This is a genomic window from Pseudoalteromonas sp. APC 3358 (assembly GCF_030408075.1).
GTDB classification, from domain to species: Bacteria; Pseudomonadota; Gammaproteobacteria; order Enterobacterales; family Alteromonadaceae; genus Pseudoalteromonas; species Pseudoalteromonas arctica.
This window is the reverse complement of sequence record NZ_JASDCE010000004.1, coordinates 216,660-235,129: the sequence shown is the minus strand read 5'-3', so window position 1 is coordinate 235,129 and position 18,470 is coordinate 216,660. Positions and strand designations below refer to the sequence as shown.

At 40.0% G+C, this 18,470-nt stretch carries 15 protein-coding genes and 1 riboswitch; of the genes, 9 read left to right on the top strand and 6 right to left on the bottom strand.

The window, feature by feature from the left end; translation table 11 throughout:
• The first annotated feature begins 15 nt into the window (after positions 1–15).
• The 6 genes from dapB to ribB all read left to right on the top strand — a co-directional run bounded on the left by dapB (position 16) and on the right by ribB (position 8,538).
• The gene (gene dapB, locus QL995_RS08340) at positions 16–819 is read left to right on the top strand and encodes a 4-hydroxy-tetrahydrodipicolinate reductase (protein WP_024592675.1); all 804 of its coding nucleotides are present in this window, start codon (positions 16–18) and stop codon (positions 817–819) included.
• Positions 820–1,181: 362 nt separating this feature from the next.
• Positions 1,182–2,318: a glutamine-hydrolyzing carbamoyl-phosphate synthase small subunit gene (gene carA / locus QL995_RS08335; RefSeq protein WP_007375827.1), complete on the top strand. Its 1,137-nt coding sequence runs from the start codon at positions 1,182–1,184 to the stop codon at positions 2,316–2,318.
• A 16-nt stretch (positions 2,319–2,334) separates the two neighbouring features.
• Entirely contained in the window at positions 2,335–5,553 is a 3,219-nt protein-coding gene (gene carB / locus QL995_RS08330) for a carbamoyl-phosphate synthase large subunit (protein ID WP_121955296.1), read from the top strand.
• Positions 5,554–5,601: 48 nt separating this feature from the next.
• Positions 5,602–6,078: a transcription elongation factor GreA gene (gene greA, locus QL995_RS08325; protein ID WP_010553419.1), complete on the top strand. Its 477-nt coding sequence runs from the start codon at positions 5,602–5,604 to the stop codon at positions 6,076–6,078.
• 241 nt (positions 6,079–6,319) lie between these two features.
• The gene (locus QL995_RS08320) at positions 6,320–7,378 is read left to right on the top strand and encodes a S66 peptidase family protein (RefSeq protein ID WP_290293967.1); all 1,059 of its coding nucleotides are present in this window, start codon (positions 6,320–6,322) and stop codon (positions 7,376–7,378) included.
• A gap of 80 nt (positions 7,379–7,458) precedes the next feature.
• Positions 7,459–7,636, top strand: a riboswitch (FMN riboswitch).
• Between the two features lie 248 nt (positions 7,637–7,884).
• A complete protein-coding gene (ribB, locus tag QL995_RS08315; protein WP_290294023.1) occupies positions 7,885–8,538 on the top strand; it encodes a 3,4-dihydroxy-2-butanone-4-phosphate synthase in 654 nt (217 codons plus the stop codon).
• A gap of 79 nt (positions 8,539–8,617) precedes the next feature.
• On the opposite strand, the gene QL995_RS08310 is transcribed toward ribB, so the two are convergent.
• A complete protein-coding gene (locus QL995_RS08310; protein ID WP_290293966.1) occupies positions 8,618–9,274 on the bottom strand; it encodes a nitroreductase family protein in 657 nt (218 codons plus the stop codon).
• A 368-nt stretch (positions 9,275–9,642) separates the two neighbouring features.
• Positions 9,643–10,668: a zinc-binding alcohol dehydrogenase family protein gene (locus tag QL995_RS08305; RefSeq protein ID WP_290293965.1), complete on the bottom strand. Its 1,026-nt coding sequence runs from the start codon at positions 10,666–10,668 to the stop codon at positions 9,643–9,645.
• A 133-nt stretch (positions 10,669–10,801) separates the two neighbouring features.
• Between QL995_RS08305 and QL995_RS08300 the strand changes: the two genes are divergently transcribed.
• The 3 genes from QL995_RS08300 to rhlP are packed head-to-tail and all read left to right on the top strand — an operon-like array spanning position 10,802 to position 12,938.
• Positions 10,802–11,737, top strand: a complete 936-nt coding sequence (locus QL995_RS08300; protein WP_165722533.1) for a LysR family transcriptional regulator — start codon at positions 10,802–10,804, stop codon at positions 11,735–11,737.
• Between the two features lie 13 nt (positions 11,738–11,750).
• Positions 11,751–12,095 carry a hypothetical protein gene (locus QL995_RS08295; RefSeq protein WP_007375815.1) on the top strand — a complete coding sequence of 115 codons (345 nt, stop codon included), beginning with the start codon at positions 11,751–11,753 and terminating at the stop codon, positions 12,093–12,095.
• Between the two features lie 48 nt (positions 12,096–12,143).
• On the top strand, positions 12,144–12,938 hold the full coding sequence (gene rhlP, locus QL995_RS08290; protein ID WP_290294022.1) for a rhombotarget lipoprotein: 795 nt from the start codon (positions 12,144–12,146) through the stop codon (positions 12,936–12,938).
• Between the two features lie 74 nt (positions 12,939–13,012).
• On the opposite strand, the gene QL995_RS08285 is transcribed toward rhlP, so the two are convergent.
• From QL995_RS08285 to QL995_RS08270, 4 genes are all read right to left on the bottom strand, one after another.
• Positions 13,013–13,903: a dienelactone hydrolase family protein gene (locus tag QL995_RS08285; protein ID WP_290293963.1), complete on the bottom strand. Its 891-nt coding sequence runs from the start codon at positions 13,901–13,903 to the stop codon at positions 13,013–13,015.
• A gap of 106 nt (positions 13,904–14,009) precedes the next feature.
• Entirely contained in the window at positions 14,010–14,966 is a 957-nt protein-coding gene (locus QL995_RS08280) for an alpha/beta hydrolase (protein ID WP_290293962.1), read from the bottom strand.
• Between the two features lie 37 nt (positions 14,967–15,003).
• The gene (locus QL995_RS08275) at positions 15,004–15,174 is read right to left on the bottom strand and encodes a hypothetical protein (RefSeq protein ID WP_165722537.1); all 171 of its coding nucleotides are present in this window, start codon (positions 15,172–15,174) and stop codon (positions 15,004–15,006) included.
• Between the two features lie 144 nt (positions 15,175–15,318).
• A complete protein-coding gene (locus QL995_RS08270; RefSeq protein WP_101163750.1) occupies positions 15,319–18,468 on the bottom strand; it encodes an efflux RND transporter permease subunit in 3,150 nt (1,049 codons plus the stop codon).
• Positions 18,469–18,470: the final 2 nt, after the last annotated feature.

Below are 18,470 nucleotides of genomic sequence, written 5' to 3'. Positions count from 1 at the left end.
AATTAGGTAAAAACAATGACTACAAATCGAATAGGCGTTTTTGGTGCTAATGGCAGAATGGGCTTAGCTCTATTAGAAGCAGCGACAATTAAAGAGCAAACACAACTTACAGGTGCATACGTTCGTAGCAGTTCATCGTTATTAGGTATTAATGTAAATCAAGTAAATAGCGCAGCCGATAACAGTGTTAGCTTTAGCGAAGAAACCACAATAGATAATGTAGATGTTTTAATCGACTTTACGCTTCCCGCTGGTATGAAAAACCATTTAAAAACCGCTGTAGCACAAAAAATTCCTATGGTTATTGGTACAACGGGCTTAACAAGCGACGATATGGCACTTTTACACGATGCCGCTAAGCATATTCCTATTGTATTTGCGCGAAACTACAGTGTAGGAGTCAATGTATTACTGAACCTTGTGCAAACCGCAGCGACCAAATTTGGTGACGATTTAGATATTGAAATATTTGAAGCGCATCATCGTCATAAAATCGATGCGCCATCGGGCACAGCATTAGCCATTGGCGAATCAATTGCACAGGCTAAAGGCTGGGACCACGACGAGGTTGCTGTATATGACCGCAGCCAAGTGGAGACCGCTAAATCGCAAAATGAAATTGGTTATTCGGTACTAAGAGGGGGCGATATAGTAGGTGAACACACCGCATACTTCGCCACAATGGGCGAAAGACTCGAATTAACCCATAAAGCAAGTTCAAGAATGACATTCGCTCTAGGTGCTGTAAGGGCTGCAAGCTGGTTGAAAAATAAACCTGTAGGACTTTATGATATGCAAGATGTACTAGATCTGAAGTAGTTTAGTTACTTTTTTAACTGTTTGGGTCTAATTTTGCCTACAGTGACTTGTTTGTAACAATTTACTAAATAATATTAGACCTAAAAGCTAACTTAATGTAATATGCAGCCAATTTGCCAAAAATTACTAAATGCGTGTTTCCAATTATACCCAAGTGGCTAGTAAATCCGGGGTTTCAGTGGGAATAAAAATAGTTTTAGGCAAGAAAAAATGATTGAAGGTTGAATGCTTTACATCTGCATCATTTAAGACTGCGTAAAACAATTTAAGCTCACAGAAATCTGGTTTTGACGATCCCTCTGGGTATTGGCGGGGTGTTAAGCAATTGCTTACTCCCGTTTTTTACTGTTAGGAGGTTTAACTTGACTAAATCCGCTCTGTTAGTCCTAGAAGACGGCACAGTGTTTCGCGGTACTGCAATCGGCGCTGACGGCATGTCAGTCGGTGAAGTAGTATTCAATACGTCTATGACTGGTTATCAAGAAATTTTGACTGATCCATCATACGCGGAACAAATCGTAACTTTGACGTACCCACATATCGGTAATACGGGTACCAACAGCGAAGACGAAGAAGCGAATCAAATTTGGGCTAAAGGCCTAGTGATCCGTGATTTGCCACTGCTAGCAAGTAATTTTCGTAACGAGCAATCGTTAGATGATTACTTAAAAGAACGTAATATTTTAGGTATTGCGGACATCGACACCAGAAAGTTAACTCGAATTTTGCGTGATAAAGGCGCACAAAACGGGTGTATTATTGCTGGCGACGAGCTAGACGAAAATAAAGCGTTACAAGCCGCGCAAGCCTTCCCAGGTTTAAAAGGTATGGATTTAGCAAAAGTTGTCTCAACCAAGGAAAATTTTGAGTGGCGCGAATCAAGCTGGACATTAGGCGAAGGATTTAAAACCCTTGATGCTGCTGATGAAAAGTTTCATGTTGTTGCCTACGACTTCGGTGTAAAGCGTAATATTTTACGTATGCTTGTAGACCGTGGTTGTAAACTTACAGTAGTACCAGCGCAAACCTCTGCCGCTGACGTACTGGCTTTAAACCCTGATGGTATCTTCCTATCTAATGGCCCTGGCGATCCTGAGCCATGTACTTACGCTATTGATGCAATTAAAACCTTTTTAGAAACCGACACACCAATTTTTGGTATCTGTTTAGGTCATCAGTTATTAGCCCTTGCCTCAGGCGCTAAAACAGAAAAAATGAAATTTGGCCACCACGGCGCTAACCACCCAGTTAAAGACCTAGACCGCGATGTAGTTATGATCACAGCTCAAAACCATGGTTTTGCTGCGCAAGAGTCAAGCCTGCCAAGTACGCTTCGTGCCACGCACAAATCGTTATTTGACGGAACGCTTCAAGGTATTCATCGTACAGATAAACCTGCGTTTAGCTTTCAGGGTCACCCTGAAGCAAGCCCTGGTCCGCACGATGCAGCCCCATTATTTGACCACTTCATCGATTTGATGCAAGCGCGTAAACACTAATTTAACTGGAGTAATAATGCCAAAACGTACCGACATAAAAAGCATTCTTATCTTAGGCGCAGGCCCAATTGTAATTGGTCAAGCTTGTGAATTTGACTACTCTGGTGCTCAAGCGTGTAAAGCACTTAGAGAAGAAGGCTACAGAGTTATATTAGTTAACTCAAACCCTGCAACTATCATGACCGACCCTGATATGGCTGATGCAACATACATCGAACCAATTCACTGGGAAGTGGTAGAAAAAATTATTGAAAAAGAAAAGCCAGATGCAGTACTGCCTACAATGGGTGGTCAAACGGCATTAAACTGTGCGCTTGAACTAGACAAGCACGGTGTATTGGCTAAACATGGTGTTGAACTAATTGGTGCAACGGCTGATGCAATCGACAAAGCAGAAAACCGTGAACGCTTTGACGTAGCAATGAAAAATATTGGTCTTGAATGTCCTCGTGCTGAGATTGCTCACTCTATGGATGAAGCCAAAGACATCATAACGCGCATTGGTTTACCATGTATTATCAGGCCTTCTTTTACTATGGGCGGCACCGGCGGCGGTGTGGCGTATAACTTAGAAGAGTTTGAAGAAATTTGTGAACGAGGCTTAGATTTATCGCCAACGAACGAATTACTAATTGATGAATCACTGATTGGTTGGAAAGAGTACGAAACAGAAGTTGTACGTGATAAAAACGACAACTGTATTATTGTTTGTACCATTGAAAACTTTGACCCTATGGGTGTTCACACTGGCGATTCAATCACCGTTGCACCAGCGCAAACGCTAACCGACAAAGAATACCAAATTATGCGTAACGCCTCTATGGCAGTATTACGTGAAATTGGTGTAGAAACTGGCGGATCTAACGTGCAGTTTGGTATTAATCCTGAAGATGGCCGTATGGTTATCATTGAGATGAACCCACGTGTATCACGTTCATCTGCATTAGCATCAAAAGCAACGGGTTTCCCAATTGCTAAAATTGCAGCAAAACTAGCCGTAGGTTATACGCTTGACGAGCTTCAAAACGACATTACTGGTGGCAAAACTCCCGCGTCTTTTGAGCCTTCAATCGATTACGTTGTTACAAAAATTCCTCGCTTTAACTTTGAAAAATTTGCCGGTGCAAACGACCGTTTAACTACGCAAATGAAATCAGTTGGCGAAGTAATGGCAATTGGTCGTAACCAACAAGAATCATTACACAAAGCATTACGTGGTCTTGAAGTGGGTGCAACGGGATTTAACCCGATAGTTGCGCTTGATGATCCTAAAGCAAAAGAAAAAATAATTCGTGAACTACGCGAGCCAGGCGCTGAGCGTATTTGGTACATTGCCGATGCAATGCGCCATGGTATGAGCGTTGATGATGTTTACGAACTGACTAAAGTTAACCGCTGGTTCTTAGTACAAATAGAAGACATTTTAAAAGACGAAGCAAAAATAGCGAAAGTAGGCATGGCGGGTTTAAATGCTGACTTCCTACGTAAACTTAAACGCAAAGGCTTTGCAGATCCGCGTATAGCAGAAATTGCAGGTGTATCTGAAGCTGAAATTCGTAAAAAACGTCATTTATTAAACATCGTGCCAGTATACAAACGTGTTGATACGTGCGCTGCAGAATTTAGCTCAGACACTGCTTACATGTACTCAACTTACGATGAAGAGTGTGAAGCTAACCCAACAGATCGTGATAAAATCATGGTTATTGGTGGTGGTCCAAACCGTATCGGTCAAGGTATTGAGTTTGATTACTGTTGTGTACATGCCTCGCTTGCGCTTCGCGAAGACGGTTACGAAACAATTATGGTTAACTGTAACCCTGAAACGGTATCTACCGATTACGATACATCTGACAGGTTATACTTTGAACCAATTACGCTTGAAGACGTACTCGAAATCGTACGTGTTGAAAAGCCAAAAGGCGTTATCGTACAGTACGGTGGTCAAACACCACTTAAACTAGCGCGTGAGCTTGAAGCGAATGGTGTACCAGTGATTGGTACTTCACCTGATGCGATTGACCGTGCAGAAGACCGCGAACGCTTCCAACAACTTGTTGAGCGTTTAAACTTACTTCAGCCAGAAAATGCAACAGTAACTTCAACCGAAGAAGCCTTACTTAAATCAGTTGAAATTGGCTTCCCGTTAGTAGTACGCCCGTCGTATGTACTAGGCGGTCGTGCGATGGAAATTGTATACGACGAAGATGATTTACGTCGCTACATGACCGAAGCTGTACAAGCATCAAACGAAGCACCTGTATTACTGGATCGTTTCTTAGATAACGCGATTGAAGTTGACGTTGACGCAATTTGTGACGGCGAGCAAGTAATTATCGGCGGTATTATGGAGCACATTGAGCAAGCGGGTGTTCACTCGGGTGACTCAGCCTGTTCATTACCAGCACATTCTTTATCACAAGAAGTGCAAGACGTAATGCGCAAGCAAGTAACCGACATGGCGCTTGAACTTGGTGTTGTTGGCTTGATGAATACACAGTTTGCAGTAAAAGAAGACAAAGTGTACTTAATCGAAGTTAACCCGCGTGCTGCACGTACTGTACCGTTTGTATCAAAAGCAACCGGTGTGGCGCTTGCAAAAGTAGCTGCACGTTGTATGGCTGGGCAGTCTTTAGCGAGCCAAGGTATTACTAAAGAAGTGATCCCTCCTTACTACAGCGTTAAAGAAGTTGTTTTACCATTTGCTAAGTTTCAGGGTGTGGATCCAATCCGTGGTCCTGAGATGCGTTCAACAGGTGAAGTGATGGGTGTTGGTGATACTTTCGCCGAAGCATTCGCAAAAGCACAATTAGGTGCAAGCAACACTTTACCACGCGGTGGTCGCGCGCTATTATCTGTTCGTAATAGCGATAAGCCACGTATTGTTGAATTAGCCAAAATCATGACCGACTTAGGTTTTGAACTTGACGCAACTGGTGGCACGGCACAAGCTCTTGAAGAAGCTGGCATTGAAGTACGACGTGTAAACAAAGTATATGAAGGCCGCCCGCATATTCTTGATTATATCAAGAATAAAGAGTACAGCTATATCGTTAATACCACCGAAGGTCGCCAAGCGATCGAAGATTCGAAGGTGTTACGTCGTGGTGCATTGCAAAATAAAACCAACTATACGACAACCTTGAACGCGGCATTCGCTAACTGTACTGCTAATAAAGCAGATGACCGCAGCAAAGTGACGTCAGTTCAAGAGCTACATCTGCGATTGAACTAAGGAAATGTGCCAAGGCCAACTAGGGCCTTGGTGTTAAGTGAGAAAAGTATGCAATCAATTCCGATGACAGTTCGTGGCGCAGATTTACTGCGTAAAGAGCTTAACGAATTAAAAACAGTTACCCGTCCTAAAATCGTAAGTGATATTGCGGTTGCACGTGAACATGGTGACTTAAAAGAAAACGCTGAATACCACGCTGCGCGTGAGCAACAGGGTTTTTGTGAAGGGCGTATTCAAGAAATTGAAGCTAAACTTTCAAATGTTCAAATTATCGACGTAACTAAAATGCCAAATACCGGTAGAGTTATTTTTGGCACTACGGTAACTATTGTAAATATAGAAACCGATGCTGAAGTAAAATACCGTATTGTGGGCGATGACGAAGCAAATATTAAAAACAACTTAATATCTGTTAACTCACCGATTGCACGTGGCTTAATTGGTAAACAAATGGACGATGCAGTGTCTATTCAAACGCCAAAAGGTATTGTTGAGTTCGAAATCATTGAAGTTGAGTATCTTTAACGCATAACTCACTTTAACGTTTTTAAATAAAAACCGATGTAATTACATCGGTTTTTTTATGTCTGTAATTTAACCTTTAATGGTAGGCGCGTTTGTACAGTATTCATGTTCTATAAATATGGTCTATGTTGGTATAGTAGGTACTTATATCAATTTACTAAAAACATGAGCATTTAGCGCATCAAATAACTCGCTGATTTAATGTAATTGGTATTAACGTATTCTCTAAAAAGGAAAATATATGCCTAATATACTTTACCCAGAGCCTTTAAAAGTAGGATCAAAAATAGCAATTTGTTCACTTTCATCAGGCCTTAAAGAAAAGTACCATGCACGGTTAGACATTGTTATTAATGGATTAAAACATCGAGGGTATGATGTTGTTGAAGGAGAGTTTTTACGTCAAAGCAAACCGCTTGGACAGCTTAACGCCAAAGCGCACGCTCAGCAGTTAATGGGTTTTTTATTAGATGATGAGATAGATGCAATTATGCCTCCATTTGGTGGCGAGCTTGCAATGGAAATACTGCCCCTACTTGATTTTAACGCAATTAAAGAAGCAAAGCCTAAATGGTTAGTTGGGTTCTCTGATGTAAGCACCATTGCATGCGCACTCACGGCAAAATGCCAATGGGCAACACTACACAGCGCTAATCTTATGCAGTTACATCCTGACGAAAAAAGTCCTTATTGCCTGCAAATATTTGAAACACTAAGTTATGAAGCAGGTAGCAAATTTGAGCAAGCACCGTCATCTCATTATCAAAAAAATAGACCTGATTACGTACAAAACCCAAATGCATTGTTTGAACACACAGAAGTTACTCAGTGGCAGTGTTTAAATTACTTTGATGCACGCACTATTGAAATGTCGGGTCGCTTATTTGGTGGCTGTTTAGATACAGTCGGCTTATTACTCGACTCTCCATTTTTGGCACTACATGAATTTAAAAAACACAGTGCACCCGAAGGGCTTATTTTATACCTAGAAAACTCAGAGTTGACGCCAACAACCGTTGCACGGTTTTTACTTTCATTAAAATTAGCAGGTATATTTGACGATATAAACGGTATTATTATTGGTCGCAGCGTGATCACTCAAGGTCAAGATGCTTCTTTTGATTACCGCCACGCGCTTGATGTTGCACTAGGTGGGTGTTTATTTCCTGTGATTATTGATGCCGATATTGGTCATGCTCCACCTAACTTAAATTTAGTAAACGGCGCTACTTGTACAATCACCGCTGATATAAATGAAGGTAAAGTAGTCAAAGCCTCATTAAATACCGAGCTTTGTTAGAAGTTTATTCACTTACCTTTGATAAGTAATTAAGTTAAAGGGTATAATAAGCCCGCTTTTATAGCGCTTTAGTTATAAAAGTACATTCTCAGGGCGGGGCGAAATTCCCCACCGGCGGTATGTTTAATGTTATTTATAACTTAAACGAGCCCGCGAGCGCTTTATTTAACTTATTTTTTAACTAGGTTAAGTAAAGGTCAAGCAGATCTGGTGAGATGCCAGAGCCGACGGTTACAGTCCGGATGAAAGAGAATATGGCTTATTATACTAATATCAATTTTATTATAGACACGATCATTGTATCGCGTTAAGTGAGCTATTTTTCTAGCGTTATAATAGGTCACTAATTTAATGCCGTTGGTATAACAGTGTGCGCTGCTTTTTGCTGCGTGCTTTTTGTTATTTTATTTAAGCTATTTTGGTAGTGATCGTTTTAAATTTAAAGCGATATATTACTGATCCTTTCACAGTCCTGAATCTATTATTTTTTTATTTGGAATATAATGATGATTCAGTCTCTACTTACTCAATTCGGCGAAAGCCATATCCGCGTACAAAGCGCAATTACTGCACTACAGCAAGGGCAAGGCGTACTTGTTGTTGATGATGAAAACCGTGAAAATGAAGGCGACTTTGTATTTTCAGCTGAGCATTTAACGACTTCTCAAATGGCCGAAATGATCCGCGAAGGCAGCGGTATTGTTTGCTTATGCATGGGGGAGGAGCGCATTAAACAGCTCGACTTACCGCAAATGGTAACCCACAACACCAGTCAAAATAACACCGCTTATACAGTCACTATTGAAGCTAAGCATGGCGTTACAACAGGCGTGTCTGCTGCTGATAGAGTAACTACTATAAAAGCAGCGACAGGCGATAACGCTAAACCAAGTGATTTATCGCGCCCTGGGCATGTATTTGGTTTAAAAGCACAAACGGGCGGAGTATTAGTTCGTCGTGGTCATACCGAAGCATCCGTTGATTTAATGCAGCTTGCCGGCTTAAAACCATTTGGCGTAATTTGCGAACTAACAAATCCAGATGGTTCAATGGCGCGCTTACCTGAGGTGAGTGATTATGCTAATAAACACAATATGACTGTGGTTTCTATTGAGGATTTAGTGCAATACATTCAGGCTGCGCAGCTTCAAGTAAGTTAAACTGCTTTAAAGCAAAAAACCACTTATTTAAATAAGTGGTTTTTTAATATTGTTATCATTTAAGTTTATAACGTATTACTTATAAAACCTGAATAACTTGCTCTTTTGCCAAGCGAGATTTAGGTAATTTAGCATTATAGTCTTCTGCGCTATCGTGATAGCCAAGTACTAATGCTACGTCGCACACGTAACCATCAAGTTCTTTTTCAAAAACTTCGCCAATCAGCTCGGCATCTACGCCTTCCATTGGAGTAGAGTCAATACCTAAGCGTGCAGCTGCATGCATAGTGTTACCCAGTGCAATGTAAGTTTGTGCTTTAGTCCACTCTTCATTATTGCCTTGCTCATCAGTATTCATATCAACAAACGCGTAAGCACCAAAAGCTTGTTCGCGATTTTCTGCTTTAGTACGACCATTTTTAATATCTGCATCAATGATTTGTGCGTAATCATCGCGGGTATATTTAGGGTTGTGAGCAAATAATATTATATGCGAAGCTGTTTTAATGTGTGGCTGGTTAAACGCAAATTTATTAGCAAATGTACTATGCATACGCTCTTTAGCCTCATCTGATTCAATTACGATGAATTTCCAAGGCTGCGAGTTAATAGATGAAGGAGACAGGCGCATAGCTTCGTAAATAACGGCTAAATCGTCTTGAGATACACGTTTCGTTGCATCATAACGTTTTGCTGTGTAGCGCTTTTTTAAGTCATTAATAATAGGGTGAGTCATTAGTTTTTCCATTGAGTAGGTGTTTTACCAGTATTTACTATGTTGAGTCAGTTTTAGTAAAAACAAACCCTTTTAAAAATTTATTACAAAAATAATATCGTGCTTTTAAATCACTCTACTTACTTTATACAATCGATATATCTACGTAACGTAAGGCTTATCAATATAGCTATGTGCGGATAGTAGAGGATTATTACAATATGATAAACAGGTATATGGTTGAATCATTATCAAATATTATTAGGTAATAGTTTCTTTAATAAATATAAATACAGCAAAAGCCACCCCGAAATATTGGCTGGAGACGCCAATTGCATTGGCGCCTTTAATCAATTCAGGTATAAATAAGGCGTGTAATATTTATAGAATTAAAAACCTTCCAACACTATTTTGCCAATAGAGCGACCTTCTTCAAGTTCTGTGTGTGCAATACGCAGGTTAGCCGCATTTATAGTGCCTAAGTTTTTACCAATTGTGGTTTGAATGTAGCCTTGGTCAATCAAATCGGCAACATGATTTAATAACTTACTTTGCTCAATTAAATCTTTGGCATTAAACATTGAACGGGCAAACATAAATTCCCAATGTAGAGATAAACTCTTCATTTTTAATTTGCTAACATCTAATGACTCAGGATCGTCAATCATTGCAATTTTACCAAATGGTGCAAGTACCTCTGTATACGCTTCAAAGTAAGTATCAGTACTATGCAGGCTTGCTACATGTGTTACCGAGCCAATGTTTAACGCGTCAATTTGAGCAGGTAATGGTTTTGTATGGTCAACGACATAATCTGCGCCTAGTTTTTTAACCCATGCTTGAGAGCTTTCGCGCGATGCAGTGGCAATCACCGTTGCGCCAGTAATCGCTTTAGCAAGTTGAATAAAAATAGAGCCAACGCCGCCTGCGGCATCTGTTACTAAAATAACCTCTTCTGATTTTGTTGTTGCATCAGCAGCTTGTTTTACAATGTTTAAATGCTCAAATAATAATTCGTACGCTGTTATTGCAGTAAGGGGTAATGCAGCCGCTTCAGCATCGTTTAAGCTCTGCGGTTTAAATCCTACAATGCGCTCATCCACTAATTGAAATTCTGCATTACTACCTGGGCGAGTAATGTCACCTGCGTAATAAACCGCATCACCGAGTTTAAATGCCGTTACAGCATCGCCGATTGCAACAACTTCACCAACTGCATCCCAACCAATAACTTTTACTTCACCCTCAGCAGGGGGTATAGATGCACGCACTTTGTAATCTGCTGGGTTAACTGCAATTGCTTTAACTTTAATTAATAAGTCGCGACCTGTTGCAACTGGCTGTGGTAGCTCAACATCAATTAACGATTCAGGATTAGTAACAGGAAGAGATTTTTTATAACCAATGGCTTTCATAATAAATGTCCTAATTTGTTTACGTATAAGATGCAAGCCATGCTTTGGCTAGCTGATGGATATATAGTAGACCTTGCTTTAATGTAGATAAACCGCATAATCGTTGAATCATTATCAAATATAAATAGATAATATGAACATAGAAGATTTAAAACTTATTTTAAAAGTCGCTGAGTTTAGAAGTATTACGCTAGCAGCTGCTAAGTTAGATATGCGTACAGCCACAGCAAGCGCCGCTATTAAACGCGTGGAGTCAGCGCTTGGTAGCGAGCTGTTTGTTCGTACCACACGTCATTTGAGGTTGTCGGCTGCTGGGGAGCGCTACATACCACAATGTGAACAGGCTTTGGCAGTGCTTGAGCTCGCAAAACAAAACCTTAAAGGTGAACACGACGAAATAGAAGGCGAATTGCGTGTTGCACTTTCATCTGACTTAGGGCGTAACTTGGTGATCCCATGGATTGATGAACTCATGGACACTTATCCAAAGCTAAGTTTAAGAACCCATATAAGTGATAGCAATATCGACTTTTACCGTGACTCAGTTGATATAGCGCTTCGTTATGGCTCGCCTAATGATGCTAGCGTTTATGGTTTTAAAATTTGTAACGTACCGCGCTTATTATGTGCAACTCACGAATACCTCTTACAAAACGGGGCTCCCGTGCATCCTGATGATTTAGCGTCGCATCAAGGTTTGTTTTATCAGTTGCAGGATATTATAAATAATACATGGGAATTCACCGATGGTGAATCAAAATATAAAGTTAAAATGGATGGCAGGCGCGCCTCAAACGATGGCGATTTAGTCAGGCGCTGGTGCGTTGCGGGTAAGGGCTTAGCTGTAAAGTCGGCACTTGATATAGCCGACGATTTACTCAATGACAGGGTGGTTACTGTTATGCCAAATTATCAACATGTTAATGGTGAACTTTGGCTTATTTGCCCAAGTAGGCAGTCAATAACCCCTGCGGTGCGTTTACTACGTGATGCATGCAGAGCAAAATCCCAAGCTATTTTGCAGCAGTTGGTCAATAAAGGAATTATTGATAAAAGCGTACTGAGCTAATTAAGGAAGAGTTATGCAAGTTGATGATATTAGAATTTTTATTCCCTGTAAAAATTATGAGCAATCTCAGCGCTTTTATAAAGCGCTTGGATTTAAGATTGAAGATGCCTCAAATGATTTATGTGTGTGTACCTTTGGCGAATGTACGTTCTTTTTACAGCGTTATTATAATAAAACGTTTGCTGAAAACTTAATGCTGCAACTTTGTGTGTTAAATATAGATGAAGCATACGAACTCATTAGTAATTTAAACGGTTTTGATATCCGCTTTGAGGGTATAAAACAAGAACCCTGGGGTAGCGTTATTTACTTATGGGGACCATCGGGTGAGCTTTGGCACGTAACTGAATTAAATTAAAAATAAAAAGGAATAAATGTGGGATTTAATAAATATATAATCATTTTTATGGCGACCTTACTTGCTTCTTGTAGTTCGTTTGTGAGCAACAATACAGGTAAAAATACGCAATCTAGTAGCTTAATGGACTTCTTATATCCTGATCAACAAAGTCGCTCTACCTATAAACCTGAAATACCTGTTTTAAAACTTCCTGTTACTGTTGGAATTGCATTTGTACCGTCTAAAAACTGGCAGCCAGACGGGTTAGAGACCCAAAATCAAGTTGAGTTACTCGAAAAAGTAAAAAAGTCATTTCTACAATATGATTACATTGACCGCATTGAAGTTATACCAAGTACCTATTTAAAAGGAGGTGAAGGTTTTGCAACACTGGAGCAAGTCGGGAGGCTTTACGATGTAGATGTAATGGCACTGGTTTCATATGATCAAGTTACGCAATCTTATGAAAATAATGCAGCCTTACTTTATTGGACAATAGTGGGTATGTACGTTATTCCAGGTAATGAAAATACAATACAAACCTTTGTGGATACAGCTGTTTTTGATATTAAAAGTAGAAAAATGCTATTTAGAGCACCTGGTATAAGTAAGCTTGAAAAAAGAACAACAGCAATAGGTATTGATGAAACGTTATCTGAAAAGTCGGCTGAAGGTTTTAATCTAGCGGTTAGTGATATGAGTACTAATTTAGATGCAGAACTAGCAAGGTTTAAAACACGTGTTAAAGAAGAAAAAATTGCAAAAGTCGAAAATAAAGATGGCTCTAGTAGCGGTGGCTCTTTGAGTATTTATTTACTCATCTTGTTGTCGTTATTAGTTATGCGTAGCAAAAAAAATTAAAGTTGATAAAAAACCAAGTATTTTTAATAGTGCCACCGGCTTAGAGCTGGTGGCATTATTTTTTATTCGCTAACTTAGCTTAACTTTTTATCAAAAAACTCAACGGTACGTTGCCATGCAAGCTCGGCATTGTCTTTATCATAACGACCTGTAGAGTCGTTATGAAATCCATGATTTGCCCCTTTATACATATGCATAGTGTATTCAACCTTATTGGCTTTTAAGTCTTGTTCGTACTGTGGCCAAGACGCGTTTACACGTTTATCTAGCTCGCCCAATTGAATCATTAAAGGTGCTTTAATATTTTTACGTAAACTTTCGCTGGCTGGAGTACCGTAAAAAGGCACTCCGGCGCTGATTAAGTTGCTATCTACTGCCGCTAAATAATTAACAATGTAGCCGCCAAAACAAAAACCGACAGCGCCTAACTTACCGTTACTGTTAGCATGCGATTTTAAAAAGTGCGCTGCGGCAACAAAATCGTTTTGAATTTTAGCGCGATCCATGTTTTTTTGCATAGCGCGTCCTTCATCATCATTACCAGGGTAGCCACCCAGTGGAAAGAGCGCGTCGGGTGCAAACGCAATAAAACCGACCTTAGCTAAGCGCCTTGCTACGTCTTTTACGTAAGGATTTAAACCACGGTTTTCGTGTACCACAAGTACAACAGGAAGCTTACCTTCTATGTTTTTAGGGGTTGCTAAGTAACCTTTGCCTTTACCGTGCCCGTCTGGCGAATCGAATTCTTCGTATGTTGCTTTAATATCATCGTCATTAAACGACACTTGTTCAGCAAGTGCATAGTTAGGTAATAATGCTGATGTAAGTACAGCCATCGAAAAGCCAAGAGCAGCAAGGCCACCGAGTTTTTTCATAAAAGTACGTCGGTCCATTAAACCGTGGGCGTATTCGTCATACCAATCAAAGGCTTCTTGAGGAATGTGATCAGAGGGAGATGTATTCATGGCTGTTCCTTAACTTTATTATGTCTATTTATTATTTAAATACCATAACGTATTAGGGATAAAAAACGAGCAATATTTCTCTCAATTATTAGGACTGTTGCCAAAGTTATCCATCAAGCAAGGAAAGGAGCACATTCCTTTGTTGTGCGGATATTAAAGAAACCATTTCAAGTTGATTTAAATCTTTTACCTCATAAATGCTCACTTTTGGGTTACTAAGAGTAAGCAACCCATTATATGGACTCACTTTGTCTGCATTACTTGAAAAGATGTAAGTTTGCCTTGCATGAGGGGTCTTATTTAGATTACTTAATATGTCGAGTTTATTAAGAGGTACTTTACTTTTTTCAATTACCTTAGCCGCGACTTCGTTTATATAATCATCACCTAACAGTTTGCTATAAACAGGGTATGATAACTTAGCAATTGTTCTTAGTGCGGCTTCAAAATTAATCATTGGAGCAAAAAGTATATGCTTATTAATATTGAGTTTGGTTGTGAGGTCGATGCTTGCAACTGCACCCATTGAGTAACTAAGCAATGAAATGTCGGTGTATTGGTGTTCATTTATATATTTTACTAATAAATCAAGGGAGTTTAAGCCATACTTAAATTCATCGTATTGATTACTTGCAGGCATCACTATTACATTCTTTCCAGTGATATGGCTAAGCCATCGGGCTTGCATGGTATAAACCAAACTATTTACGCCATATCCCGGAAAAATAATTAAAAGCCCATCGTTTGACTTACTCGGTAAGTTATCAGCATTGAGTTGATATTCAAAAGTATCGTCTTCAGTGCTTCTTTTACTAATTAAAGTTAATGTTAACGTATTGCCACTTAGTAGATAATTATCAATATCCTTAGGTGAAATAACCCTAAAATCAAGACAATCTATTTCGCTGCTATAGTAATGGGTTTGTGCTCCAGATAAAGCGATAGAGCTCTCAAATTCTTTAGGGAGAACTCTCTCAGGAGGCTTAGTTATTTGATAAGTGATATAGCTCTGGCAACCACTTAAAAAAATAACTAAAGAAATAATCAGTATGTATAAGCGCATTAAAGTCCCTTTAATTTTCAGCTAAAATTTTTATTGATTAATTAATGCCTGATATCCCTTCATCTACGCCGATTAAAAAGTCGAGCCCTACAAACGCAAACGATATTGCAACGGCGCCTAATAGCATTAAGTTACGGTTATTCTTTTTGTAGCCAATTGTGGTTAGTACAGCAAATACAATAAATAAAATAAGTTGAAGTGTGCCCATTATTATTCCTTTTGAGGGTTATATTTATAGAGTCAAACTATCAGTAAGATAAAGACTTGGCAAATAGGTGAATATCATTTTTAAGCTAAAAATAAAAAGCTCGGCATAATATGCCGAGCTTTTTTGGTTGGGATGTTACTTAATTTAGCTGTGAGTAGGCGCTGGTTGGGCATCTACTAGTGGTGGCTTGCCACGCATTTTACGTACTAATCGTTTAGCATCTTCTAGTGCAACATACTGGCACGGTATAAGTATCAGTGTAATTACTGTGGCAAATAACACACCAAAAGCAAGTGATACAGCCATCGGGATAACAATTTTAGCTTGTAAACTCGTTTCAAAAATAATTGGCATTACACCAATAAAGGTAGTGATTGAGGTGAGTAATATTGCTCTAAAGCGACGAGCACCGGCTTGCATTACAGCATCCTTAATCGAAACACCTTCAGCGCGGGCTTTGTTTACAAAATCAACCATAACGAGGGAATCATTTACGACCACACCCGCTACAGCAATAATGCCAAACATCGATAAGCTACTCATGGTCATACCTAAAATCATATGGCCAAACATAGCGCCCACTACACCAAACGGAATAACCGACATTATAATAAGTGGCTGCGAGTAAGATCTAAGCGGAATGGCTAACAAGGCAAATATAATCATCATTGATATACCAAAATCACGAAGCTGCTCTGAAGCGCTATCCATCTCTTCTTGAATGCGCCCAGCTACATCACTTGTAACGCCAGGGTAGCTTTTAAGTAATGTTGGTAAGTATTCATCACGAATTTCTTCTGCAATTGCAAATGGTTCGGCTTGGTCAGTATTTACCGCAGCCCATACGTTTACAGTACGTTTAGAGTTTTCGCGGCGAATACGGTTAACACCGTCAACAAGCTTAACTTCGGCTACTTCACTTAGCGGTACTTCAGCGCCAGTAGGTGTAATAATACGCACACTTGCGATGTCACTAATTGAGTTACGTTCGTCTTCTGGATAGCGGATCATGACTTTAATTTCTTCGCCTTCACGCAATATTCGCTGCGCTTCTAAGCCGTAGTAACTAAAGCTAACTTGCGATGCGACATCAGCAAGCGTTAAACCCATGCTGTAAGCGAGTGGTTTTAAATCAAGTTGCACTTCGTCGGTAGCGCTTTGCATTGAATCGTTTACGTCGCCAACGCCTTCCATTGTTTGTAATTTGGCTTTTAATTTACCAGCCACTTCTTTTAGCTCGTCAGCATTTTTGCCTTCAAGTTTAAAGCTAACGTCGCCATCATCTCGACCGCCATTCATTATACTGTCTTGAATGGTCATGGTTTTAATGCCTGGTAAAGCGGGCATTTGCTCACGCCATAATGCACTTAGGGCAAAGGTGTCGATAGGGCGTAAGTCAGGCTCTACCAAAATGGCCATAATATTTGCTTGCGTTCGTCCGCGCAGGCTTACCGATAAATCGCGGATCATCGGTTTACCGTATTGCTCTTGTAGTTGCTGATCGACCTTTAACAACACGCTTTCTATTTTACGTGCAGTTTCAAGCGTTGCTTGCTCAGATGAAGCAAGGTTCATTTCTATATCAATACGTGGAAAGTCGTGCGGTATTTTAGGGTTTGGTACAAACTTAACTAAACCACCTGCAAACATACCTGCGCTTACAATAAGCAAACACATAAAGCCAACAATTACGGTATAGCGGTAGTGAATACAGCGGCTAACAAAAGGAAGGTAGTAGTTATTCACAAAGCCTTTTAAACCACTATCAATTACCATACGTAAGCGATGTAATAGGTTTTTAGGGTTTGGTTTACGCGGGTTCATTGCTGCAATGTGCGCAGGTAAAATAAGTTTTGATTCAATGAGTGAAAAAATCAAACATAAAATAATAACGCCACCAATTGCCTTAGAAAAAGCAGCACCAGGGCCGGTTGCGAGTGTTTGTGGTAAAAATGCCGCAATAGTTGTTAGTACACCAAAGGTTGCTGGCATCGCAACACGTTTTACGCCGCGTACTACGTTATCAAGTGTATGGCCGTATTTTTCTATTTCGGCACTGGCTGACTCGCCCACAACAATGGCGTCATCAACAACAATTCCGAGCACAAGTATAAAGGCAAAAAGAGAGGCTAGGTTAATTGTTACGTCTAAAAAGCCAATGGGCATAAACAAAAAGGCACCTAGAAAAGACACCGGTAAGCCCATCATTACCCAAAATGCCAAGCGTAGCGGTAAAAATAGTGCCAGTACTATCATTACTAACAAGCCACCCCAAATCATGTTATCGACCATCATATCGAGTCGACCTTCAAGGTAGTAAGTTAAATCAACAATAGGAGATAGCTTAACACCTGCAGGTAAAAGCGGCTCTTTAGCCGCCATGTAGCTTTTAAGAACTTTTGCTACATCGGTAATATCTTGATCTTTTGATGCGTTTACTTCAAACGAGAGTGAATTTTTACCATTGTATTTTGAATATTGTAGACCTTCTTCAAAGCCGTCGTTAATGGTTGCTACATCGCCTAAATAAATTTGTGCGCCATCAGCAAGGGTAATAAGGGGGAGTTTTTCAAACTCAAAGCCACGGTAGGCTTGTTTTTCAACACGCATCGAAATATAACCGTTTTCAGAGCGTATTTGCCCCGCCGACATATTGGCCGAAAAGTTTTGTACAGCGCCTGCAATATCTCTAAATGTTAAGCCGTACTCGCGTAGTTTATCGGGGCTAACTTCTATACCAATTTCGTATTCTAAACCGCCGTTAAAATTAACAAGATTCACGTGAGGCAGTGCTTGTAACTCGTCTTTTATATCGTTGCCAAGCTCTTTTAACTGGTAGTTACTCATGTCGCCATAAAGCGCGAGTATCATTACCTCTTGCTCAAACTTATCGCGGCGAACAACAGGGCGCTCCATTCCCGCAGGAAAGGTGTTTATTGAATCAACTTGTACTTTAATTTCATCAAGTACTTCTTGTGGATTGTATTGTTCTTCTATTTCAATCCACGCTTGTGAAAAACCTCGGTTAGAGTAAGTAATTAGGCGTTTAATGCCTTCAATACCTTCGAGGTTTTCCTCAACTTTTATGGTTATGCCTTCTTCAACTTCTTGCGGGGCTGCACCTGGGTAAACCGCTTGTACGCTTATCCAGTTACTTTCAAACTGTGGGAACATTTGTTTGCGAATGGTCATCGCCATTAAAATACCGCCCACTAATATAAATATCATTAGTAGGTTGGCAGCAACGGGATTTCGGGCAAACCATGCTATTAACCCTGTTTCACGAGTGTTCATGA